Raw genomic sequence first — 21504 nt, forward strand, 5'->3', positions numbered from 1 at the left:
GCGGGTGGCCGAGCGTCGTGAACAGCCGGACCGGTCGGCGGTCATGGGTGTGCCGGGTGTGAGTCCGGGGCGGTGAGGTAGGCCCATACTCGGTGGCCGCCGGCGGGGGTGCCCTGGTGGCCGACGCGGGCGGCGAGGGCGGTCACGATCGCGAGGCCGCGTCCGTTCTCCTCGTACGAATCGTGCCGACCGCCGTCATCGAACCGGGGGATGCCGCCACCGCCGAGGTCGTACACGGTGATCAGGACGTTCACCGCCGACGCCGGAGCGGTGAGGGCCGCGTGGCGGGCGGACGTGAGTGTGATCTCGACGGTGAAGTGGCCGTCGGGCGGCCCGCTGCGGGTATGGCGGATCGCGTTGCCCGCGAGCTCGCCCACGATCAGCTCGGCGTCGTCGGCGAAGACCGTGCCGGCGAGCAGGAAGCGGGCGAACCTCCTGGCCCCGGACGCCTGGTCCGGCCGAGCGGAGAAGGCGCGCCGCCAGATGAGGACCTCGGGGCCCAGCCGCACCGATTCGCTGACCGGTTCGGATCGTGACGGGTGGCCGCCGGCGAGCGGCTCAGGGAGCGTGATCGGGATGGCGGCCACGCGGGCCTCCTCATCGCAGGGTTCGAAGGGCATGCACACAAGCCAGAACCATGGCCGGTGCCGCCGATCTCGCTGATCCCCGCCTCGCCTGGTCGTATCGCCCTCGCCTGGCAGGCCGGTGAGCTGCTCGAATGAGGACGTCCGCCAGAGCCGCGTCCTCCGGCGGACGTCAACGGGTATCACATTTTCCATTACTCCGGGTGATGAGAAAGGTACGCTGCGTGTAATGATTCCGTGTCGCGTCGTATCCGGGAGGCGTTGAGCCATGTCAGGTGAGGGAGTGCACGTCCTGCTCGAATGCCGGCGGCGCAGTGAGGCGCTGCGCGCCAAGGGCTACGGCTTCGAGCAGATCGCCGACCTGTTCGCGGTGTACCTCGACGTGAGCCCGCTCCGCCTGTACCGCTACGCCTACGGACGCACCGCCGCCGAGGCCGTGGCGCTGTACAACGATCTCGACCCGGCCGGGACCGCCGCGCTGCGGGAGTCACGGCTGTACGACTTCGAGCACTGGCCCAGGCGCGGCAAGCGGCCCACCGCGCGCACAGTGGCGCTGTTCGCGCAGGTCTACCAGACCGCCGCCCGGCATCTGATCACCGACGAGGTGTACGCCTCCTACAGCGTGCGCGACCGCCAGCTCATCGACCGGACGGATCACCGGCACCTCCCTCCACAGCGGCCCTCTGGTGTCCCGGCTCCGCCTGCCCGTCATGTCACCATGAGTCTGGAAGCGGCACGTGAGGCGGTCCCTGTTCCCACGCCGCAGGACTGCGCCTCGTTGCTGCGTGCCCTCGGAGCCGAGGAGGCCGATGTGAAGCGCCGCGATCTGCTGTTCGAGCTGGCCCTGGCGCTCGGCGGGGCCCCGGCCGTGGTCCTGCTCAGGCACCTGTCCCCTCCGGAGAAAGACCGGCTGGCGTCAGCGGTCCGAGCCTCTGCCCGGGTGGACGTCGCGACCGTCGAAGTGATCGAGAAGCTCACCGTCCGATGCCGCCGCCTGGACGACGACTTCGGCCCCGAGACCGTACTCCCCATCGTCGACGGCCAACGCCGCCTCGTCACCGACCTGCTGAGCCGCGAGACCCTTCTACCGGGGCTGCGCGACCGGCTCACCCGCGCCCACGCCGAACTCAACCAGCTCGCCGGCTGGCTGCACCACGACCTGATGGACTATGCCGGAGCACGTCAGCGCTACAAGGAGGCGCTGACGGCGGCTCACGAGGTCGGAGACCCGACGCTGATCTCGTACCTGCACACCTGTTTGAGTGGCATGTCTCTCCATCAGGGCCGGGTAGGGGAAGCGCTGGATCACATATTCGCCGCGCAAGGCTGGGCGCGACAGAGCGCGAGCACGGTCTTGAAATCGGTGCACGCGATAGACCTCGCACGAGCACTGGCCACAGCAGGCAGAGTCCGGGACAGTGAACACGCGCTCGCGCAGTCGCGTCATTTCATCGACCAACCGGGAAATGAGACGGACCCTTCTTACCTGTACTGGTGGACCCCGAACGGGGTCCGGAAGAACGCCGCCTTCTGCATGATCGCCTGGGGACGTCCCGATGATGCGATCGACGCGGTCGAAAGGACTTTGGCGGCCCCCATGACGCGCAAGCTGGCGCGTGGTGAGGCCTTCCTGTACTACGCCAAGGCTCTGACCCAGAAGCGTGAGATTCCCGCTGCCGTCGACAAGATCCGTAGTGCGGCTCAGATCACGGTGGGGCACAGTTCGGCGCGGCTCGCTGAGTCCGTGCGGCAGGCTCGTGCCCGGCTCCAGCCCTGGGCGGGCAACAAGTACGTCCGCACCCTTGACGAGGAGCTTCGCTCCCTCGGCATCGCCCCTCACATCTCAGGTCTCGTCTGACGTGCTGCTGCCGTGCTCCGCCGTCCCCGCACGACGGCCGAAGGGCGCATAATCCTTAAAACCTACGGATTTTATATGGAATAGAGCATCTCGCGCGGGTGTTCTGGACGGCCATGACGACGACTTGGACCGCCGCGTTCCGTTCCGCCGTTCTCAGCCCGGGGGAGAACTTCAAGCTCAAGGAGCCCCGCGGGTTCGCCGGCCAGACCCTCCGGCAGATTCTCCACCTCGACGGCGGTGGGGAAGGGCTGCGCGTACTGCTCAGCAACCGCTTCGGCGACCGGCCCCTCGTGGTGGCCGCCGCCCGCGTGGCCCTGAGGAAGTCCGGCGGAGAGATCCTCGCCGGGTCCGACGCGCCCCTCACGTTCGGCGGCGCCGCCGAGGTCACCATCGCCCCGGGCGGCGAGGTCACCACCGACCCCGTACCCCTGGCCGTGGACGCGGGGACCGACCTGGCCGTGAGCCTTTACCTGCCGGAGGAGACCGGCCCGGCCACCTTCTCCCACACTCCGCTGGAGACCGGCTACGTGGCCGAGGGCGACGCCGTGTCGGCGTCCTCGCTGCCTGCCGCCGAGGAGATCGACAGCCGGTTCTTCGTCACCGGCGTGGACGTCCTCGCCCCCGAGGGGACCGCCGTGGCCGTGGCCTTCGGCGACTCCTGGTTCGAGGGTGCCGGCACCTCCCACGGCGCCAACCGCCGGTTTCCCAACCTGCTCAACGCGCGGCTCGAGCGCGGCTGGGTGGTGAACCAGGGCATCGGCGGGAACCGGCTGCTGACCGACGAGGTGGGGCGGCACGCGCTCGCGCGCTTCGACCGGGACGTCCTTTCCGTGCCGGGCGCGACCCATGTCCTGCTGCACTTCGGGCTGAACGACATCGGCCTGGGCGCGGCGAGCGGGGAGCGGGTGCCCGCCGCCGACGAACTCGCGGCCGGTTTCACCGAGCTGGCCCGCCGGGCCCGCGACGCCGGTCTGACCGTCCTCGGCGGGACCCTCGGACCGTATCTGGGCACGATCTACCCGGGCGTGGACACCCCGGAGGGCCAGCTCGTCCGCCGGGAGGTCAACGACTGGATCCGCACCTCAGGCGTCTTCGACGCGGTGGTGGACTTCGCGCACGCCGTGGCCGACCCCGGCGAGCCGGACGCGATCCGTCCCGACCTCGACAGCGGCGACCACCTGCACCCCAACGACGCGGGCGCCCAGGCCATGGCCGACGCCGTCGACCTCACCCACCTCCACCTCAGCTGAGGCAGGCCCCTACCGCGCAGCTGTCCGAGGGTATGCCCTGGTAGCCGACACGGCCGGCGAGCAGGTCACGATCGCCGGACCGCGCCGTCGACGAGGAATGCTCGCGGCACCAGGCGCGGCATGGCATCTCATGTACATACATTGCATGTACAGATTCTTGACACGTACGTACAATGTCAGTACGCTCGGCGGCAAGGGCTAGGAGGAGCAGGCTGTGGACAGCAACAATGCCAACCCTGAGCAGGAACCCCGAAGCGCCCGAGAGACAAGGCTCAACTTGCGCGCAAGTGCACGGCAGGACGCGCTCATCCGGTTGGCGGCACAAGCCACTAATACGACCGTGACGTCATTCATTCTTGACAGCGCGAGCAAGGCGGCGGAACAAGTTCTCGCCGATCGTCGCTGGTTCATGCTTGATGATGCGTCCTGGGCCGCTTTCGAGGATAGTCTTGAGCGGCCGGCGGTCATCAAGCCGCGACTGACCGAGCTCCTTTCGGAGGAGCCAGGTACTTTCGACAGTTAGCGGAGAGAAGCCCGTGTTCTCGATACCTCGCAAACTGACCGCACAGGACAGTGTCGACGAGTTCAGTTGTAACCAGCCCGATCTTGATGACTGGCTCAAGAAATATGCTTGGGTCAGCCAGCAGGCTGGTATGGCGACCGTCTTCGTTACCTTGCAGGATGTAAGAGTCATGGGGTACTACGCTTTGGCGACCGGCGGGGTCGAGCGAGCGCAGGCTCCAGGTCGAATTGCTCGTGGTCTGCCCGCCCACCCTATCCCGGTGATTTTGCTCGCGCGTCTGGCCGTGGACTCCTCGGCACAGAACAAGGGGCTTGGTCGGGCGCTGCTCAGGGATGCTTTGATTCGAGTGGCGAACGCCGCTGACGAGGTCGGCGTCAGGGCTCTCTTGATTCATGCAAAAGACGAGGATGCCAAGGAGTTCTATCTACGACATGCAGAGTTCGAGCCATCTCCTACGGATCCACTCCACCTATTCTTGTTGATAAAGGATCTCAAGAAAGCGCTCAGAGCTCAGCATTCCAAACCGGCCGAGTCTTAGGCTTCAAACTGCTCTGGTCGTCGTCTCCACTGGCTGCTGGAAGCATTCTCTGCCTCTTCCAACTCTGCGGCAAAGCGTACCGCCCATCTCCGCACGTCTGTGTATTCAGCAAACCAGTCTTTGGTGCTCTTTTGCCAAAGAATAGCGGTAGAGCCGTCTTTGGCGGATTGACAGGCTTGCTCGCATGCTTCCAGCGCCGCCCTGGTCTGCCCAAGTAGTGATTCGGCAAGCGCTATGTTGCAAAGAGTCACGGCAGGGACGGGTGCGCCTCGTTGAAGTAAATCCTTAAGCAAGCGCAGCGCCTCGCCAGGCTTGTCTATGAGAATACAGAACGCGTAATTATTCTGTGTCATCTTGTCGGCGGGGTCAAGCAGGCGGGCACCCTCGAACAGGGCTGCTGCCGCATTCCGCTGCCCGTCCTGCAGTAGAGCTAGAGCCTGATCTACCAGAGCATTCATCATGGCCGGATCGATGAGATCGTCATTACGCAGAGTCCTGTCGGCCAACGCAGTGGCCACTTCTGTGGACGCTATCATCCGCTCACTGAGAAGCTCTGCCGGCGCGTTAGGATTCCAGGCGCCTTTTACAAATGAGTATTCCCTCTTCAAGGAAGAGAGTGACCATCTGTCAAGGTAAGTCTGTGTGAACCTGTCCACGATCCAGGTCCATGTCTCAACGGCTTCACCTGTAAGGGCTGTAGACGAAGATTCCAACGGCGTGGTGGGCGGCCTCCACATCAGGATGTCCTCTAGGGGTGCAGACTCCAACCAGGTGTCCAAGCGGCGGGCTGCGGGACCGTGAAGGGTCGCCGCGATATACGACATGGTGGAAGCAGCCTCACTTGGTACGCTTTCCTCAAAGAACGTCCGCCATTTATTGGCATGTTCCCAATCTCCGCGTGGATCATCCGAACGCTGCAACTTGTTGATCCAGGCGGCGAGTCCGAGCTTTATGTACTGTGCGACTCCACGCCGAACGAGATGGTCCGGATCAAGGCCGCGACAGCCGAGAGCGCCCAAAGCAGAGGTGACGTCAACGAACCGTCGAAGGTTGATGGCTCCGTTCGGATCTATCGGATGCGCTCGTGCGGCGGCTACCACTAATTGAAGGAGTGAGGAAGTGTGCCAGAGGATGTCTGGTGCTCCCTTAGGCTCGCTCAGCCGCAATTGACGTGCATCGAACGCATGGAGACTCTGTTCTGGAGTACTTCGTCCGCGCCTGAGCAGCGACGCGACCACCCCCCGGCACTCTTCACGACAGGTGCGCTCGCCTTGCCGTTCCACGGCGAAAGGGCAGTCGCCGTGCCGGTTGGCAGGTGAGCATGCATCTACATACCGTACAAGAGAGACGATCTTGAGTTCGAAGTCCGGGGAGCGCACGTGGCCATCTTGCCAACCTCGGCCTTATATTGCGGACTGTGGGCCAATGTTCGCCCAACTGTTACTGGAGAGGGTTCGCGCACTCTGCGAGAGTATCCCGAACACGTATGAGCAAATAACGGACCAAATCAATCATTCGGCGTGAAATGGAGGAATTCGGCTACACTCGGGGGCAGGCGAAAAGCACCTCCGCACATGGATGAGGAATCTCCGCTTTCCGGGCATCGTCACCGGCGACTCGGGACGTCTCAGCCCATGATCTGCCGATGGGGCTTGATGAGCGCGACGACGCGCTCCTCGCTACGCGTGTAGGGGCCGCCGATGTACTTGGTGGAGATCCGGTCGACGATCTCCCAGGCGGCGTCGCCGTCGAGCCACTCGACGACCCTGCCGCGGACGATGACCGGCTGGAACGGGTTGCCGGCCGGCGTCAGGGAGAGGGCCACCCGCGGGTCGCGACGCAGGTTGCGCGCCTTGCGGGAGTCCGGGCCGGTGAGGATCACGACATGGTCGCCGTCCGTGCCGATCCAGACGGGAACGGAGTGGGGAGCGCCGTCGGGGAGGACGGTGGCGAGGTGGGCGATCGGGGTGCCGTCGAGTACGCGGCGGATCTCGGGGTCGAGCATCGTGGTCATCTCCTGGCGTGGACTCTGTGCCGGTTGGGGGTGGGGTTCGGGCGGTCTCGGGCGACGACGACGTCCTCGCCCGGGCCGGGCAGTGCCTGGGCGGTGTCGATGCCGCTCACCGCCGGGTCGCCGGTGAGGAGGATCAGCGCTCGACCTCGTAGTGGAGGTGGGTGACGCCCGGCGCGGGGACGGCTTCGAGCAGGCGCAGGCGCACGTGCTCGGGCAGCGCCTGGAAGAAGGGGCGCCCGCCGCCGAGCAGGATCGGCACCTGGTGGAGGATCACCTCGTCGACGAGCCCCGCCTTCAGCGCCTCGGTCGCGACGCCGCCGCCCATGAGGCCGACGTCTCGGCCGCCGGCGGCCTCGCGAGCCGCCGCGACCGCGTCCCCGATGCCGGTGGTGACCAGGGTCTGCCGCTCGGTCATCTCCGGTGCCGGCCGATGGCTGAGGACGAACAGCGGGGCCGTCGGGTGCGGGCTGCCGCCGCCGAAGTGGTCGGAGTCCTCATAGGTGTTGCGCCCCGCCACGATCGCGCCCACCCGTCCGGCGAGGGCGTCGAAGACGCGGGCGCTCGGCCCGCCCAGCTGGAACCCGTCGAACACCTGGCTCGGCGTGTCGCCGTCGAAGTACCAGTCGAACAGCATCGTCCCGTCGCCGAGCCCGCGTCCGGCGCCGGGATCACGACCGGTGAGGTAACCGTCGACCGACACCGCGTGGGCGCTGATGACCCTGCTCATCTCGCGATCCTTCCTGGAGTTCCTTCAGGAGACTCCATGACCGTACCAGTTGGAGTTCCCTCAGGGAACCCCGATTGCTAGACTGGTGCCATGCAGCGCACGAACTTCAGTGAGATGGCGTGCTCGATCGCGCGCACGCTCGACGTCATCGGGGAGCCCTGGTCGCCACTGGTCCTGCGCGACGTGTGGGCCGGGCTCACCCGGTTCGAGCAGATCCAGGCGGACCTCGGCATCTCGCGCAAGGTGCTGACCGAGCGGCTCAACCACCTCGTCGAGCAAGGAGTGCTCGAACGCAGGCCCTACGACCGGCGCCCGCGGTACGAGTACGTCCTGACGGAGAAGGGCGCCGAGCTCGTCGACCTGCTCATGGTCATGGCCGGCTGGGGCGACAAGTGGCTCGCCGGCGAGGCCGGCCCGCCGGTGCTCTACCGCCATCACGCCTGCGGTGAGATCGGCGGCGTCGACCTGCGCTGCGCCCACTGCGGCGAGCCGATGCACGCGGGCGACGTCGACCTACTGCCCGGCCCCGGCGCGGCCATCTGATCGCGGCGCGATCCAGAGCTTTGAGCGAGGCTCGCCTGCACGGACCCGTCACGGTGGGACGCTGGACGCCGCTCGCCTCGCCGAGGTCATCTGAGCTTGAGCCGTCGAATCCACATCAGGTGACCGTGACCGTGCCGTCGAATCTCAGGGCGCTCTGGAGAGAAAGCTCGTGACGCTTGCTGAGAGTGGGGCGTTGATCCAAGCCGAACCACGCCGCGTCGACGGTCTCGGCCGTTTCGCGAACCGGGATGGTGCCGCTGGGTATCTCGGATTTGAAAACGAAGACCAGGCCCTGATTGATATTGCCGAACCGGTCTTGTACGACTTGTTTGGGTCCGCTCAGCACGGCGGCCAGATCAAGCCTGCCCAGTTCGATCCCCGCTTCCTCGCGAACCTCCCTCCGCGCTGTTTCAGCGACCTCTTCATCCAGTTCGTGCGCGCCGCCGATCAAAGCCCACTCCTCGGTGTCGCGACGGCGTATCAGGAGGATACGTCCATGGTCGTCGTGGATCACGACACGGACTGAGGGCACGATGAGCTGGGTGTTTCCCAGGCTACTTCTCAATAGGCCGGGGTAGGAGGTGGCGAAATCACCGAGAGCGTTCTTCGTGGCCGGGGTCGGCTTATTGGCGCCTTTCGTCTCGATCATTTTCTTTCGTGCGTGATAAGTCGCCGGTCGCTCGGGCGACACGGCCAGCAGGCCGGTGGACTCCGGGTCCCAGCACCAACTGTCCTGCCGGCTGGATATTCTGATCCGCTGTGAGTGCTCGGAGCCCAGAGAAGAGTGTGCCGGCTCTTTGGTGAGCGCACGCGCCAATGAACGGGCGAACTCGCCGAGATCGCCCGTCCTCGTCCACCATCTCGTGTGGTCCCCGTCGGTACGATGGGAGATGACGACGTCGAAGGTCTCGAGAGCTTCTTCCAGAAAAACGGGCTCGCCGAAGTACAGACTGTGATCAATGACGCTGTCGATGGAGAACTGATGGCTCGGGTACATGTAGCCGACGCCGAACTTTTTCGCCACACGCTCGCGTAGCACATCGAGGCATGCGTACGGTGCTATGAAGACGCGCTTCCAGTCGCGGCCTGCCGCCTCCAGAACCTGGCGCCTGGCGCCTCTTTCCAGCAGGTTGGAGTCCACCAGGACGGCATTGCATCCTCTGTCCGTCCGGACGCTCACTTCCTCGGCCAGGAGGTCGTGCAGGCGTGCTCGAAAGTCGGCGTTGAACGGGTCCTGGAGTCCGTGCTCGCGCCGCAGGTCTTCGGAGACGACAAGCGACGGAGAGTGTTCGGCGTATGACGCCAGTCTCCGCATGAGCGTGGTCTTTCCAGAGCCGGGCACGCCGCCGGTGCAGACGATGAACGGCACCTCGGCCAAGCCGCCCGCGTCCTTGAGGTCAGTCATCCCACACCACCTGCTCGGCGTCGCGCCACTGGGCCACGAAATGTTCGCGGAGATACCTGAAGAGCTGCGGATCGCGCGCGCGTGAAACGGTCAGGGCCTGCCTCTCGTTCAATGAGATCCGGTAACCGAAGATTTCCATGTACGCGAGACCCAGCCGATCGTTCGGCCCGAAGAAGGTGCAACCGGTGACGATCGGCCACGAGACGAGCCGCAGTTCGACGGCGTCCCCCCGGTCTTCCGCCAGCCCGCGAATCTGATCGACCGCGCTCTTCAGTCGAAGTGCGACGTTCTGGTGGTCGCGGTTGCTGTAACTCGTCAGTGCCATCATCTTCATGAGCTCGGTGTTGCCGGGATCGTGCATGAGAAAGCGAAAGGTCGTTCCACGGGCGATGGCATGCTTGATCCCCCTGGCGTTGTCGTGCAGGAACGAATCGAATCCTTTGGCGATCATCCATACTTCGCTGACGTCTTCGGAGACGGTGAACATCGAGTGTCCAGGCCGCGGGAAGATGTGAGTGTCCAAGCTGAAGTCGAGGGCGGTGGTGGCGTCCTGCCTTGCCGCCTCGTGCTGATTGGAGACGCGCCTTTGCAGTTCCGAGGAGAACGGCATGACCACAGGATTCACGGTTCGCGGATAATTCACCGTGTCGGTGGGACGCTCACGTCCATGTAATGCCTGCACAAGTGCTTCACCGGCGGTCTGTCCATCTGAGAACTTGGTCAGGTTGATGTGCATGGTCGCGCTCAGGACAGCCGGGACTTCGCATTCTTCGACGACGATCGGAATCACCCGGTCACGGTTGCGCGCCATGGCGCTGGACCACTCTACTTCCACCATGTAGCGCGCACGGGCCTTCGATGACCAGATGAGCAGAAGCTTGTCGGCCCGCTGTAACGCATCCTCCATCAAGAGGATGAAGTTCCGCCCGACCTCGAACTCGTATAGATCGGTGATCGTACTGTGATTCGCGCGGCGGAGCACCTGGTCAATCCATTCGGCCCACGCCGAGTCGCCGCCGGCATGGCTGATGAAGAAATCTACCGTCTCCTTTTCGTGCACCGTGCCCTCCATCTGCTCTCATGGCGACCGGTGGTCGGTCGTCGACGGCCGGTGTCAGGCCCGCTGCAATTGTGCGGCGATCCATTCGTACGTTCTTGCCAGCCCGGCATCCAACGGAGTGGTGGGGCGCCAGTCCAGAAGACGGTGCGCGCGAGTGCTGTCGCTGGTGCGTCCCCTGACACCCTCGGGGCCGTCGGTGAATCGGAGATCCAACTTCTTCCCGGAGACGGAGATTATCTTTCGCGCCAAGGACTCGATCGAGATCGCCTCTTCGGATCCGATGTTGACCGGTTGGGTGATATTCGAGGCCAAGAGGCGGCTCAAAGCGTCGACGCAATCACTTATATAGCAGAAAGAACGCGTCTGCCCGCCATCCCCCCAAATCTCGATGGCATCGCACGGTTGCGCGGCCGCCACCTTTCTGCATATTGCTGCGGGGGCTTTTTCCCGTCCTCCCTGGTATGTGCCCTCCGGTCCGTAGATATTGTGTAACCGAGCCACTCGGACATCGAGCCGGTGCTGTTCGGAATAGTACCTGCAAGCTTGCTCGCTGAACAGCTTCTCCCATCCGTACGCGCCCTGCGGGTCGGCGGGAAGCACGGCGTCCTCCTGTAGGGCGGGGGATTCCGGCGCTGTCTGTAGCGTCATCGGGTAGACGCAGGCGGAGGACGCGAAGAGAAAGCGTTCGACCCGATATCGGGTGGCGAGTCGCAAACTGTTGATGCTTATCAGTGTGTTGTTCGTCAGAATGTCGGCTTCGTTCTTCGAAATGTGCCCCATTCCGCCGATATCGGCCGCCAGGGCGCATACGTAGTCGACGTCACGGAAAGCCGGTGTGGCCTCGCGCACCTCGCGGAGATCGCAGATGATGTACTCGTCCGCGCTTGTAGGGGAGAATTCTGGATATTTGAGATCTGCACCGCGAACAGCATGACCTTCACGTTTGAGCGAGCTCACCAGGTGAGATCCGATGAATCCTCCGGCTCCGGTCACCAGAACCCTTGCTCGGCTCATGGAACTGTGCCTTGCTCTTGTCCGCGAGAGTGGGCTGCCACATCTTGCAGTCTGCATGATCCCATTGCCGCTCTCAACACGTTCTCGCTGTGCCCGGTGCGTCGGAGCCTGAGATTTCACCCCATTCGATCAGCGCTGTGATCGACGGGAAGGATCACGGTAAAGGATCACGTAAAGGATCACGGTAAAGGATCACGGTAAAGGATCACCGAGGCGTGGTCCGGATCTCCCGGGCACTTCACGTACTCCCTCAGGCCTTGGGGGACCCATGGCAGGACGAGTAGTGCCTGCCTTGGCGCGGGCGCGGGCGCGGGCGCGGGCGCGGGTGAGGGTGAGGGTGAGGGTGAGGGTGAGGCGCAGGCGCCGCCCGCCGGTGCGTGATCTCGGGTGGTCGGGCGCCGTCGCCGCGCGCTGTTGGGGCGCGTGGATCTTCGCGGTGAGCGCGTCCGCGTCGCCGGGACGTGCCTGCGACCACGATTTCCAGTTAAAGCTAGTAGGAATAGTTGCAAATGTGGCGGTGGCCGCCTACCGTTGGAGACGCGGACTCCGGTTCGCAGGGAATCCGGGTCGCGGCGAAAAGAGTGGGGCGCGCTCTTCGAGAATGGCCGCCGTGCCCGCGAGCACCGGAGGGGAGGGCGTGACCGGGGCTGGCCGCCCTCCCTCCCGGTGCTCACACCTGCGCGGACCCGTCACGGTGGAATGCCGGGACGTCGCTCGCCGCCGAGATCACCGCCGCTTCCACCTCGATGCCACGGGGAAGCGGCGGCAGGACGTCAGCTCAGTTCGAGCACGTCGCAGAGCGCCAGGACGTCAGCTCAGCACGAGCACGTCGTAGTAGTCGAGCCGGTCGACGGTCACCGACAGCCGCCCCTGGTGACACGAGGAGACCGGCGTCTTCGACCCCGCGAAGTCGGGAGAGATCACAGAGACCTTCCGCGGGCACCGCGGCAACTGGACCTGCACGCTGAGGTGGGTCTGAGGAGTGATCCCCTGGTCGTAGTTGTGGTTGACGAGGTGGATCGTCCGCGCTCCGCTGCCGCGCTGGACGAGCAGGCTCGCCGACACGCCGGCCGTCCCGACGCTCACGGCCTGCGCGTCGGGGTCGTTGCGCTGGTAGAGCGAGCGGTGATCCTTGTAGAACCGCGTGTAGGTCTGGAAGAAGTCGAGCATGCCGTACTGTTCCGCGGTCGGGCTGCCGACCGTGTCCTTCAGGTGGAAGGCCGGGAACAGCCCGTTGGCGTAGGCCTCGGCGCCGAAGATCTTCCAGTAGTCCTGCTTCTCGGCGAGCGGCAGGTTCAGGTAGTTGGTCATCATGTCGTTCGGCCAGTCGATGAAGACCGTCACCGGGACGTCGCCCGCGATCTGGCGGCTCTTCTCCTTCAGATACCGATAGTTGGCCTGCAGCGACTTGGCGCCGTTGAGATGGCCGCCGACCACGGGGACGTAGTCGGCCCCCCGGTAGTCGGGCGTCTGCTCGTCGGCGTTCCACGGGTACATCCCGACACTGTTGAAGTCCACGTACGGGAGGAGCCCGTTGGAGGAGATCAGGATCTGGCGGTGGGCCGTCCTCAGCGCGTAGGCCCGCAGTTCGTCCACGATCTGCTTCCAGTAGCGCCGCAGGTAGGTCGCGGTGAACGAGGTGTCGTCGGCGTACATCCGGTTGGGGGTCACGCGCCCCCACTCGCCGGCCAGCGGGTTGGCGGAGGTGAGGGGGGCGGTGTTCCAGCCGTGCGCCTTGAGGTAGGTGCGGTAGTTGAAGTTGCGCGCCAGGTCGCCGGCAGGGACGTCGCGTCGCGGGAGGTTGTCGTCGGTCATCCCGAAACGGCTCTTCCAGTCGCCGGCCGTGAAAGCGGGGTACTTGTTCAACAGGTATCGGTTGAAGTCCGCGATGGCGTAGTCGTCGAATCCCTCGTTGCCGTTGAAGCCGTACTTCTGCCCGCCGCTGAACCCGGCGTTCACCTCGTCGAAGGAGACCCCGTCCACCCCGCCGTCGACCTGGATCTTGGCCCAGCCGAGCAGGTACCGGCGATATTCCGGGTTGAACATGTTGCCCCGGCGCGCGGGCTCGGGGAAACCGAACTCGTCGTGGGGGACCGGATTGTTGTCCGCGTCGCGTGTCGACATGTCGTCGAAGACCCCGGCGTCGGCGAAGTCCTGCGGGAAGATGACGCTGGACGTCCCGCTGCCCATGAACGTGATGCCTTTGTTGTGATAACGCCCGATCTGGGCGAAATTGTAGTCGGCCGCCTCGTCGCCGTTGGTGGACCATTTCCCGATGGCCCGGATGTTGATGTCCGGCACCAGCTTGTACACCTGCGGATCTTCCTGGCCCACGTCGGACTGGCTGAAGGCGAAGACCGTGAGATCCGCAGGCCGGACGGGGGATGGGCGGGTGGCCGCGGCCGTGCCGCCGGCCGGGCGGGCGAGCCCCTTCGCGGAACCGGAACCGGAAGTGATGGTGGAAGCGGAAGCGGGCGGTATCTGGGCCAGAAGGGCCATCCCGACGGCGCATAATGACCATTTCAATGCTGCGGATCGCCGTGGCATCGTGTTCCTCCCCAAAGCCGGTTTCCCGGCGCTCTTCTCAGGCGGGCTCCGCAGGAGGATATGCCGGGAGCCTCACCCCAGGAAGTCGCCGAACTCCCGGCCGCACCTCATTCCTCGCCTGCCCGGCCTTTTCGGTTGCCACGTCATGAAACTAAGGCGCGATGACGCCTCAGCCGAGCACCAGGTCGCGGACGGCGCGCAGGCTCGGCTCGTCGCGGGGGCCCATGACGAGGAGGCTGGTCACCGGGCTCGCGCGCCACGGCTCCAGGCGTTCGCGGATGCGGCCGATCGGCCCGACCAGGGAGATGCCGTCGGCCAGCTCGTCGGGAATGGCGTGGAACGCCTCGTCCTTGCGCCCCGCCAGGTACAGCTCCTGGATCTTGTGCGCGGCGTCCGCGAACCCCATGCGGCCGACGATGTCGGCGTGGAAGTTGCGGCTCTTGGCGCCCATGCCGCCGATGTACAGCGTGAGCATCATCTTCACGCCGTCCAGCGCGGCCTGGACGTCGTCGGTGATCATGGTGAAGACCATCGCGGCGATGTCGAAGCCCGGCCGCGCCCCGGCCAGGGACTCGCCGTACATGGTCTCGATCTTCTCGGGGAAGGTGAACAGCGGCAGCCAGCCGTCGGTGATCTCGGCGGCCAGGGCGACGTTCTTCGGCCCCTCGGCGCCGAGGTAGACGGGGATCTCGGGCCTCAGCGGATGAGTGATCGATTTGAGCGGCTTGCCGAGCTCGGCGCCGCCGGGATAGGGGAGGGGGTAGTGCGGGCCGTCGTTGGTGACGGGCTCCTCGCGGCGCCACACCTTGCGCATGATGTCGACGTACTCGCGGGTGCGGGCGAGCGGCCGGGGGAACGGCTGCCCGTACCAGCCCTCCACCACCTGCGGCCCGGACGCGCCGATGCCGAGCAGCAGCCGGCCCCCGGTGAGGTGGTCGAGCGTCATGGCCGTCATGGCCGTGGTGACCGGGGCGCGCGCCGACATCTGGGCCACGCTCGTGCCGAGCTTGATCCGGCTGGTCCGCGCGCCGTACCAGGCCAGCGGGGTGAACGCGTCCGACCCGTACGCCTCGGCGGTCCACACCGAGTCGTACCCGAGCCGTTCGGCCGTCTGGACGACCTCGGTCGCGTCGTCGGCGTTCCGCTGCCAGTAGCCGAGATTCAACCCCAGCCTCAGCTCACCGCTCATGCCCACCCCTCCAAGCTCCGCCCGGCGCCGCAATTAGAACACGTTCTACCGGCGTGGTCGAGGGCCACGTGGCCGTCCTTCCCGCCCGGAGTATGGTCTGATCAAGTTTGATCAATCGGTGTCCACCGGCGCGCGTTCCGGGCGAAGGCCGCCGAGTGTCCGAAAGGAGGGGGCCGCCATGCGGGTCGCGCTGTTCATCACGTGTGTCAACGACACGCTCTTCCCCGGCACCGGCAAGGCGGTCGTGACGCTGCTGCGCCGCCTCGGCTGCGAGGTGGAGTTCCCGCAGGCCCAGACGTGCTGCGGGCAGATGCACGCCAACACCGGCCACCGCGACGAGGGGGTGCGGCTGGCGCGGCACTTCCTCGACGTCTTCGCCGGGTACGACGCCGTGGTCGCCCCGTCCGGGTCGTGCGCCGCCATGGTGCGCGAGCAGTACCCGAAGCTGGCGGCCGGCATGGGGGCCACGCGGGCCGGGGCCTTCGCCGGCGTCCACGCGGGGCGCTCGCCGTTCGCGCGGGCCGTGGCCGAGACCGCGCCGAAGGTGTACGACCTGTCGGAGTTCCTGGTGGACGTGCTCGGCGTCACCGACGTGGGCGCGTATTTCCCGCACCGGGTGACCTACCACCCGACGTGCCACTCGCTTCGCGGGCTCCGCGTGGGCGACCGGCCCACGACCCTCCTCCGGCACGTGCGGGGCCTGGAGCTGGTCCCCCTCCCGGGCGCCGACGAGTGCTGCGGCTTCGGCGGCACGTTCGCGGTGAAGAACGCCGCCGTGTCCGCGGCCATGTGCGGGGACAAGGTCGCCGGCGTCATGGCCACCGGCGCCGAGGTGCTGTGCGCGGCCGACAACTCCTGCCTGATGCACATCGGCGGCACGCTGAGCCGTCAGCGCGCCGGCGTCCGCGTCATGCACCTGGCGGAGATCCTCGCGAGCACCGAGGGCGACCGGTGACCCCGGCGCCGTCGTCACCCACCTGCGAAGGAGACGCGCGATGAGCGGACCAGGGTCGGGCGTCTTCCTCGGGATGCCCTCGTTCCCGCGCAACGCCGAGAAGGCCCTTGCCGACTCCCAGCTCCGGTTCAACCTGCGCAAGGCCACCCACACCATCCGCGCCAGGCGGGGGGCCGTGGTGTCCGAGCTGCCCGACTGGCACGAACTGCGCGCGGCCGGCCGCTCCATCAAGGACGACGTGCTGCGCAACCTCGACCGCTATCTGGTCCAGGCCGAGGAGGCCGTCGTCAGGGCCGGCGGGCACGTCCACTGGGCCTCGGACGCCGCCGAGGCGAACCGCATCGTCACCGGCCTGGTCAAGGCCACCGGCGAGACCCGGGTCATGAAGGTCAAGTCCATGGTGACCCAGGAGATCGGCCTCAACGAGGCGCTCGAACGCGAGGGCGTCACCGCCTACGAGACCGACCTGGCCGAGCTGATCGTCCAGCTCGGCGACGACTGGCCCTCGCACATCCTGGTGCCGGCCATCCACCGCAACCGTTCGGAGATCCGCGAGATCTTCATGGAGCACATGGGCGAGTGGGGCCGTCCGGCGCCCGAGGGCCTGAGCGACGACCCCCACGCCCTGGCGGACGCCGCCCGGCTGCACCTGCGCGAGCGCTTCCTGTCCACCAAGGTCGGCGTCTCGGGCGCCAACTTCCTGATCGCCGAGACCGGCACGCTCGTCGTGCTGGAGTCCGAGGGCAACGGCCGCATGTGCCTGACGCTGCCGCAGACCCTGATCAGCGTGGTGGGCATCGAGAAGATCCTGCCCACGTGGCGTGACCTGGAGGTCTTCCTCCAGTTGCTTCCGCGCAGCTCCACCGGGGAGCGCATGAACCCCTACACCTCCATGTGGGCCGGCGCCACCGAAGGCCAGGAGTTCCACCTGGTGCTGCTGGACAACGGCCGGACGAAGGTCCTGGCCGACGAGATCGGGCGCCAGGCGCTGCGCTGCATCCGCTGCTCGGCCTGCCTGAACGTCTGCCCGGTCTACGAGCGGGTCGGCGGCCACGCGTACGGCTCGGTCTATCCGGGGCCGATCGGGGCCATCCTCACGCCTCTGATGCGCGGCATGGAGTCCGAGCTGGACGCCTCGCTGCCGTACGCCTCCAGCCTGTGCGGGGCGTGCTACGACGTGTGCCCGGTGGCCATCGACATTCCCGAGGTGCTCGTCCACCTGCGGTCCAAGGCCCCGCACGCCCCGGCGGAGCGCGCCGGGCTCGGCGCCGCCGGGTGGGTGCTGGGCAGGTCCGTACGGCTGCGCACCGCCCAGCGGCTGGCGGCGCACCTGCGCGGGCTGGTGCCGAAGACGCGGCTGCCGGGGCCGGGCGCGGCCTGGACCGCCACCCGGGACGTGCCCGAGGTGCCGCCCGAGTCGTTCCGCGACTGGTGGCGGCGCACCCAGGAGGGCGGCCGATGAGCTCGCGCGAGGCGATACTGGCGCGCATCCGCTCGGCCGTGGCCGGCGCGCCGGCGGCCGAGGTGACCCGCGGCTACCGCGCCGCGCGGGTGGAGTCCGGCGACGTCGAGCTGTTCGCCGGGCGGGTCCGTGACTACCGGGCGATCGTGCACGTCGTGCCCGCGGACGAGGTGGCGGCGACGGTCGCGCGGGCGCTGTCCGGCCAGGGCGTGCGCAGCCTGGTCGTGCCCGGCGGGCTGCCCGGCGAGTGGCTGAGCGAGGTGCCCGCCGAGGTCGAGCGGCTGGGCGACGCCCCGCCGCTCGCCGCCGCCGACCTGGACGCGGCGGGCGGCGTGGTGACCGGCTGCGCGGCGGGCATCGCCGAGACCGGGACGATCGTCTTGGACGCCGGCCCCGGCCAGGGACGCAGGGCCCTCACCCTGGTGCCCGACTACCACCTGTGCGTCGTCCTCGCCGACCAGATCGTGCCCGGCGTGCCGGAGGCGGTCGCCCGCCTGGACCCTGTGCGGCCGATGACGTGGATCAGCGGCCCCTCCGCGACGAGCGACATCGAGCTGAACCGCGTCGAGGGGGTGCACGGCCCCCGCACGCTGGAAGTGATCATCGTCATGTAGCACCTGTCTCACCCACCCCCGTACGGCCGCTGCCTGGGTGGATCGAGCACCGGCGTCACCCGCCCCGGTACGGCTTCGCGCCGTGCCGGGGTTCGTCATTCTCGAAGGCGAGTAAAGTACTTGAATGGGGGTTGAGTACTTGTTAGTTTGTTGAGGACGTGAAGGAAAGGTGAGCGCATGAACGCCGGTGACGATGTGAGCACAGGTGGGAAGAAGGGCGCCGAGGCGGACATGAGCGCCGGCGACGCGCTCGCCGAGATCGGCCGCATGCGCAAGAGCGTCGGGCGGTCCGCCGCGTCGACAGGCTGGCTGTACCTCGTCTGGGGCGTCGCGACGCTCCTGTACTGGCCGGCGATGTTCTTCGGCTCGTCGCCCATCCCTCGCGTCGCCGGGTACGCGTGGATGGTGATGACGCTGCTGACCTTCCTCGGCGCCTACCGCATCGGCGTGTACGACCGTGCCCGCATGCATTGGCGCGTCGCCCTCGTATGGGTGGCCGCCATGGTCGGCGTGGCGCTCTTCGGGTACGCCATGCCCGAAGACCCCACCGGCTGGTGGGTCGCGGGCGGCCTGGTCGCCCCGGTCGTCGCGGCCCTGCCCATGCTGTACGCGACCTGGCGCCTGCGCCCCTGGGAAGGCGTCAGGTGACCGAGAACGGAGCGCACCCCCGCCACGACCTCGACCAGCTCATCCACACGCCGGTCCGACTGTCGATCATGGCGGCGCTGGCCGCCGCGGAAAAGGTGGAGTTCCGGTTCCTGCGCGACACCATCGAGGTCAGCGACTCCCTGCTCTCCAAGCACATGCTCACCCTCGAAGAGGCCGGCTACGTCAAGGTCGAGAAGGCCTTCATCAGCAAGAAGCCCGGCACCTGGCTCTCGCTCACGCCGAGGGGCCGCGAGGCCTTCGGCGAGTACGTTTCCGTCCTGGAGAAGATCATGAAGGGAACCCCCCATGCTTGAGATGGAAGGGCTCGAAAAGCGCTACGGGGACACCGTGGCGCTCGACGGGGTGAGCCTGACCGTGCGCCCCGGAGAGATGTTCGGGTTCGTCGGCGCCAACGGCGCGGGCAAGACGACGACCATGCGCATCGTGATGGGCGTGCTCGGCGCCGACGCCGGCCAGGTGCGCTGGAAGGGACGTCCTCTCGGCCACGACGCCCGCCGCCGGTTCGGCTACATGCCGGAGGAGCGCGGGCTGTACGCCAAGATGCGGGTCGCCGAGCAGGTCGAGTACTTCGGCCGGCTCGGCGGATTGGGCGCGGCGGACGCCCGGCGCTCGGCGGAGGCCCTGATCGAACGGCTCGGCCTCACCGGCCGGCGCGGGGACGACGTCGACACCCTCTCACTGGGCAACCAGCAGCGCGTCCAGCTCGCCGTCGCGCTGATCCACGACCCCGAGGTGCTCGTGCTGGACGAGCCCTTCTCCGGCCTTGACCCGATCGCGGTCGACGCCCTGGCCGGCGTGCTCGCCGAGCGCGCGGCCGCCGGCGTGCCGGTCATCTTCTCCAGCCACCAGCTCGACCTGGTCGAGCGGCTGTGCGACTCGGTCGGCATCATCAAGGCCGGGCGCATGGTCGCGATGGGCACGGTGGCCGAGCTGCGGGCGCGCGAGTCGCGCAAGCGGCTGCGCATCGTCGTGACCGGAGCCGAGCCCGGCTGGGCCGACCGGCTGCCCGGCGAGATCGTCACCAAGAACGACCGCCCGCCGCTCGCCCACCCCGGCGACCAGGGGCGCTACGACGAGGTGGTCCTCGTCCCGGCCGACGACCAGGAGGCGCTGCGCCTGGCCTCGCAGGCCGGACGGGTCCAGCACTTCGGCTGGCAGGAGCCCGGCCTGGCCGAGATCTTCCGAGAGGTGGTCGCGTGAACGCCGTCATCCTGGTCGCCCGCCGCGAGATCAACGTGCGCAGCCGCACCAAGGGATACCGCTACGGCCTGCTCGTCACCGCCGTGCTGGTCGCCGTGCTCGCCATACTCCCCAAGCTGTTCGGCGGCGCCGACGACCACTCCGTCGGGCTGGCGGGCGCGCAGGCCGACCGGCTGCAGGCGGCGCTCGACGCCCAGGCCGCGCAGGACGACGACCTGTCCATCAAGATCGAGCGCTACGCCGACGAGGCCGCGGCGCGCAAGGCCGTCGCGGCCGGCGACGTCGAGGCGGCGATCGTGGACAACGCGACCGTCATCTCCAAGACCGTCGTCGACGGCGGGCTCTCGGTCATCCTGGACACCGCCCACCGCACGGTGACCACCGAGAAGAACCTCGCCTCGGCCGGCCTCGACCCGGCCAAGGTCGCCCAGGCCCAGCAGGTGCCGGCCCTGACGAAGGTCGCGCTCAACGGCAGCGGCGAGGACGCCACCGTCCGCGTGGTGATCGCGATGACCATCGTCGTCATCCTGTTCATGCTGCTCATCCAGATCTGCACCTGGGTGGCGATGGGCGTCGTGGAGGAGAAGGGCAGCCGCATCGTCGAGATCCTGCTGACCCTGGTCAGGCCGTGGCAGCTGCTGACGGGGAAGGTCATCGGCCTCGGCGTGCTCGGGCTCTCCCAGCTCGTCGTCATCGCCGCGGTCGGGCTCGCCGCCGCGCAGATCTCCGGCGCCGTCCCGCAACTGCCCGACGGCACGTACGGGGTCGTGGCGGGCGTGGTCGTGTGGTTCCTGCTCGGCTACGCCTTCTATGCGGCGATGTACGCGGCGATCGCCTCGCTGGTGTCCAGGCAGGAGGATCTCAGCGGCGTGCTCACCCCGGCCACGATGCTCCTGATGGCGTCCTACCTCATCGGGTTCTTCGCGGCCCAGTCGCCCGACAGCGTGCTGACGCGCGTGCTGTCCATCGTCCCGCCGTTCTCCTCGATGGTCATGCCGGTGCGGTCCACCGTCGTGGACGTGCCGCTGTGGGAGACCGCCCTCGCCATGGGCCTGATGGTGGTGGCGGCCGCGGCCGTGCTGTTCGCCGGCGGACGTGTCTACCAGCGGGCCGTGCTGCGCACGGGCGCCCGTGTGCGCTGGAACGAGGTCCTGCGCCGCCCCGCGTGAGCCCCGCGCCCGGTGCCGGTCCCTGGTACTGCTGAAGTGCCGGTCCCTGGGGCCGGCGAGGCGCCGGTCCCTGGGGCTGCTGAGACGGGAGAAGACAGGCCCTGGCCGAATCGGCGAATCGCGCCGGTTCACCAGGGCCTGCCAAGTTGCGGACAGCCCCGATGTGCGATGAGCTGATGTGTC

General features: G+C 67.3%; 21 protein-coding genes. 12 read left to right on the forward strand and 9 right to left on the reverse strand.

Annotation, left to right across the window (positions count from 1 at the left end; translation table 11 throughout):
* Nucleotides 1–41: 41 nt before the first annotated feature.
* Nucleotides 42–587, reverse strand: a complete 546-nt coding sequence (locus ACFO60_RS24935) for an ATP-binding protein (protein ID WP_380844034.1) — start codon at nt 585–587, stop codon at nt 42–44.
* Nucleotides 588–852: 265 nt separating this feature from the next.
* On the opposite strand from ACFO60_RS24935, the gene ACFO60_RS24940 reads away from it, so the two are divergent.
* The 4 genes from ACFO60_RS24940 (at nt 853) to ACFO60_RS24955 (ending at nt 4753) form a co-directional block, all read left to right on the forward strand.
* Nucleotides 853–2442 (forward strand): hypothetical protein, encoded by a 1590-nt coding sequence (locus ACFO60_RS24940; RefSeq protein ID WP_380844036.1) that lies wholly within the window; start codon nt 853–855, stop codon nt 2440–2442.
* Nucleotides 2443–2555: 113 nt separating this feature from the next.
* Nucleotides 2556–3692, forward strand: coding sequence for an SGNH/GDSL hydrolase family protein (locus ACFO60_RS24945; protein WP_380844038.1), 1137 nt, complete (start codon nt 2556–2558; stop codon nt 3690–3692).
* Between the two features lie 214 nt (nt 3693–3906).
* Entirely contained in the window at nt 3907–4215 is a 309-nt protein-coding gene (locus ACFO60_RS24950) for a type II toxin-antitoxin system TacA family antitoxin (protein WP_380844040.1), read from the forward strand.
* A 13-nt stretch (nt 4216–4228) separates the two neighbouring features.
* Nucleotides 4229–4753, forward strand: a complete 525-nt coding sequence (locus ACFO60_RS24955; RefSeq protein WP_380844042.1) for a GNAT family N-acetyltransferase — start codon at nt 4229–4231, stop codon at nt 4751–4753.
* Here ACFO60_RS24955 and ACFO60_RS24960 read toward each other — a convergent pair.
* The 3 genes from ACFO60_RS24960 to ACFO60_RS24970 form a co-directional block, all read right to left on the reverse strand.
* Nucleotides 4750–6132, reverse strand: a complete 1383-nt coding sequence (locus tag ACFO60_RS24960; protein ID WP_380844044.1) for a tetratricopeptide repeat protein — start codon at nt 6130–6132, stop codon at nt 4750–4752. The genes ACFO60_RS24955 and ACFO60_RS24960 overlap by 4 nt on opposite strands.
* A 248-nt stretch (nt 6133–6380) precedes the next feature.
* Nucleotides 6381–6767, reverse strand: a complete 387-nt coding sequence (locus ACFO60_RS24965) for a PPOX class F420-dependent oxidoreductase (RefSeq protein WP_380844046.1) — start codon at nt 6765–6767, stop codon at nt 6381–6383.
* A 133-nt stretch (nt 6768–6900) separates the two neighbouring features.
* Nucleotides 6901–7494, reverse strand: coding sequence for a dihydrofolate reductase family protein (locus ACFO60_RS24970; RefSeq protein ID WP_380844048.1), 594 nt, complete (start codon nt 7492–7494; stop codon nt 6901–6903).
* A 90-nt stretch (nt 7495–7584) separates the two neighbouring features.
* Here ACFO60_RS24970 and ACFO60_RS24975 point away from each other — a divergent pair, with 90 nt between their 5' ends.
* On the forward strand, nt 7585–8037 hold the full coding sequence (locus tag ACFO60_RS24975) for a winged helix-turn-helix transcriptional regulator (protein WP_380844050.1): 453 nt from the start codon (nt 7585–7587) through the stop codon (nt 8035–8037).
* A 115-nt stretch (nt 8038–8152) separates the two neighbouring features.
* On the opposite strand, the gene ACFO60_RS24980 is transcribed toward ACFO60_RS24975, so the two are convergent.
* The 5 genes from ACFO60_RS24980 to ACFO60_RS25000 form a co-directional block, all read right to left on the reverse strand.
* Entirely contained in the window at nt 8153–9442 is a 1290-nt protein-coding gene (locus ACFO60_RS24980) for an NUDIX domain-containing protein (RefSeq protein WP_380844052.1), read from the reverse strand.
* The gene (locus tag ACFO60_RS24985; RefSeq protein ID WP_380844054.1) at nt 9435–10514 is read right to left on the reverse strand and encodes a toll/interleukin-1 receptor domain-containing protein; all 1080 of its coding nucleotides are present in this window, start codon (nt 10512–10514) and stop codon (nt 9435–9437) included. Before ACFO60_RS24985 ends, ACFO60_RS24980 begins: the two co-directional genes overlap by 8 nt.
* A 42-nt stretch (nt 10515–10556) precedes the next feature.
* The gene (locus ACFO60_RS24990; RefSeq protein ID WP_380844056.1) at nt 10557–11573 is read right to left on the reverse strand and encodes an NAD-dependent epimerase/dehydratase family protein; all 1017 of its coding nucleotides are present in this window, start codon (nt 11571–11573) and stop codon (nt 10557–10559) included.
* A gap of 753 nt (nt 11574–12326) precedes the next feature.
* On the reverse strand, nt 12327–13850 hold the full coding sequence (locus tag ACFO60_RS24995) for a hypothetical protein (protein WP_380844058.1): 1524 nt from the start codon (nt 13848–13850) through the stop codon (nt 12327–12329).
* Nucleotides 13851–14232: 382 nt separating this feature from the next.
* Nucleotides 14233–15252: an LLM class F420-dependent oxidoreductase gene (locus ACFO60_RS25000; protein ID WP_380844060.1), complete on the reverse strand. Its 1020-nt coding sequence runs from the start codon at nt 15250–15252 to the stop codon at nt 14233–14235.
* A gap of 178 nt (nt 15253–15430) precedes the next feature.
* On the opposite strand from ACFO60_RS25000, the gene ACFO60_RS25005 reads away from it, so the two are divergent.
* From ACFO60_RS25005 to ACFO60_RS25035, 7 genes are all read left to right on the forward strand, one after another.
* Nucleotides 15431–16207, forward strand: a complete 777-nt coding sequence (locus ACFO60_RS25005) for a (Fe-S)-binding protein (RefSeq protein ID WP_380844062.1) — start codon at nt 15431–15433, stop codon at nt 16205–16207.
* A gap of 73 nt (nt 16208–16280) precedes the next feature.
* Complete coding sequence (locus ACFO60_RS25010; RefSeq protein ID WP_380844209.1) at nt 16281–17669, forward strand: lactate utilization protein B; 1389 nt, start codon at nt 16281–16283, stop codon at nt 17667–17669.
* Nucleotides 17666–18283 (forward strand): LutC/YkgG family protein, encoded by a 618-nt coding sequence (locus ACFO60_RS25015; protein WP_380844064.1) that lies wholly within the window; start codon nt 17666–17668, stop codon nt 18281–18283. Before ACFO60_RS25010 ends, ACFO60_RS25015 begins: the two co-directional genes overlap by 4 nt.
* A gap of 177 nt (nt 18284–18460) precedes the next feature.
* Nucleotides 18461–18931 (forward strand): hypothetical protein, encoded by a 471-nt coding sequence (locus ACFO60_RS25020; RefSeq protein WP_380844066.1) that lies wholly within the window; start codon nt 18461–18463, stop codon nt 18929–18931.
* Nucleotides 18928–19245 (forward strand): winged helix-turn-helix domain-containing protein, encoded by a 318-nt coding sequence (locus ACFO60_RS25025; protein WP_380844068.1) that lies wholly within the window; start codon nt 18928–18930, stop codon nt 19243–19245. Before ACFO60_RS25020 ends, ACFO60_RS25025 begins: the two co-directional genes overlap by 4 nt.
* Nucleotides 19238–20152 (forward strand): ABC transporter ATP-binding protein, encoded by a 915-nt coding sequence (locus ACFO60_RS25030; RefSeq protein ID WP_380844070.1) that lies wholly within the window; start codon nt 19238–19240, stop codon nt 20150–20152. The genes ACFO60_RS25025 and ACFO60_RS25030 overlap by 8 nt, the downstream gene beginning before the upstream one ends.
* Entirely contained in the window at nt 20149–21321 is a 1173-nt protein-coding gene (locus tag ACFO60_RS25035; RefSeq protein WP_380844072.1) for an ABC transporter permease, read from the forward strand. Before ACFO60_RS25030 ends, ACFO60_RS25035 begins: the two co-directional genes overlap by 4 nt.
* The last annotated feature ends 183 nt before the right edge of the window (nt 21322–21504 follow it).

Origin of the sequence: Sphaerisporangium dianthi, assembly GCF_042654065.1 — a bacterium.
GTDB classification, from domain to species: Bacteria; Actinomycetota; Actinomycetes; order Streptosporangiales; family Streptosporangiaceae; genus Sphaerisporangium; species Sphaerisporangium dianthi.

What these genes read in the sequence shown, in the direction of transcription:
- ACFO60_RS24940 (WP_380844036.1), top strand. Translation starts at nt 853, where the DNA reads ATGTCAGGTGAGGGAGTGCACGTCCTGCTCGAATGCCGGCGGCGCAGT.
- ACFO60_RS24945 (WP_380844038.1), top strand. Translation starts at nt 2,556, where the DNA reads ATGACGACGACTTGGACCGCCGCGTTCCGTTCCGCCGTTCTCAGCCCG.
- ACFO60_RS24965 (WP_380844046.1), bottom strand. Translation starts at nt 6,767, where the DNA reads ATGACCACGATGCTCGACCCCGAGATCCGCCGCGTACTCGACGGCACC.
- ACFO60_RS24970 (WP_380844048.1), bottom strand. Translation starts at nt 7,494, where the DNA reads ATGAGCAGGGTCATCAGCGCCCACGCGGTGTCGGTCGACGGTTACCTC.
- ACFO60_RS24975 (WP_380844050.1), top strand. Translation starts at nt 7,585, where the DNA reads ATGCAGCGCACGAACTTCAGTGAGATGGCGTGCTCGATCGCGCGCACG.
- ACFO60_RS24980 (WP_380844052.1), bottom strand. Translation starts at nt 9,442, where the DNA reads ATGACTGACCTCAAGGACGCGGGCGGCTTGGCCGAGGTGCCGTTCATC.
- ACFO60_RS24985 (WP_380844054.1), bottom strand. Translation starts at nt 10,514, where the DNA reads ATGGAGGGCACGGTGCACGAAAAGGAGACGGTAGATTTCTTCATCAGC.
- ACFO60_RS24990 (WP_380844056.1), bottom strand. Translation starts at nt 11,573, where the DNA reads ATGCAGACTGCAAGATGTGGCAGCCCACTCTCGCGGACAAGAGCAAGG.
- ACFO60_RS25000 (WP_380844060.1), bottom strand. Translation starts at nt 15,252, where the DNA reads ATGAGCGGTGAGCTGAGGCTGGGGTTGAATCTCGGCTACTGGCAGCGG.
- ACFO60_RS25005 (WP_380844062.1), top strand. Translation starts at nt 15,431, where the DNA reads ATGCGGGTCGCGCTGTTCATCACGTGTGTCAACGACACGCTCTTCCCC.
- ACFO60_RS25010 (WP_380844209.1), top strand. Translation starts at nt 16,281, where the DNA reads ATGCCCTCGTTCCCGCGCAACGCCGAGAAGGCCCTTGCCGACTCCCAG.
- ACFO60_RS25015 (WP_380844064.1), top strand. Translation starts at nt 17,666, where the DNA reads ATGAGCTCGCGCGAGGCGATACTGGCGCGCATCCGCTCGGCCGTGGCC.
- ACFO60_RS25020 (WP_380844066.1), top strand. Translation starts at nt 18,461, where the DNA reads ATGAACGCCGGTGACGATGTGAGCACAGGTGGGAAGAAGGGCGCCGAG.
- ACFO60_RS25030 (WP_380844070.1), top strand. Translation starts at nt 19,238, where the DNA reads ATGCTTGAGATGGAAGGGCTCGAAAAGCGCTACGGGGACACCGTGGCG.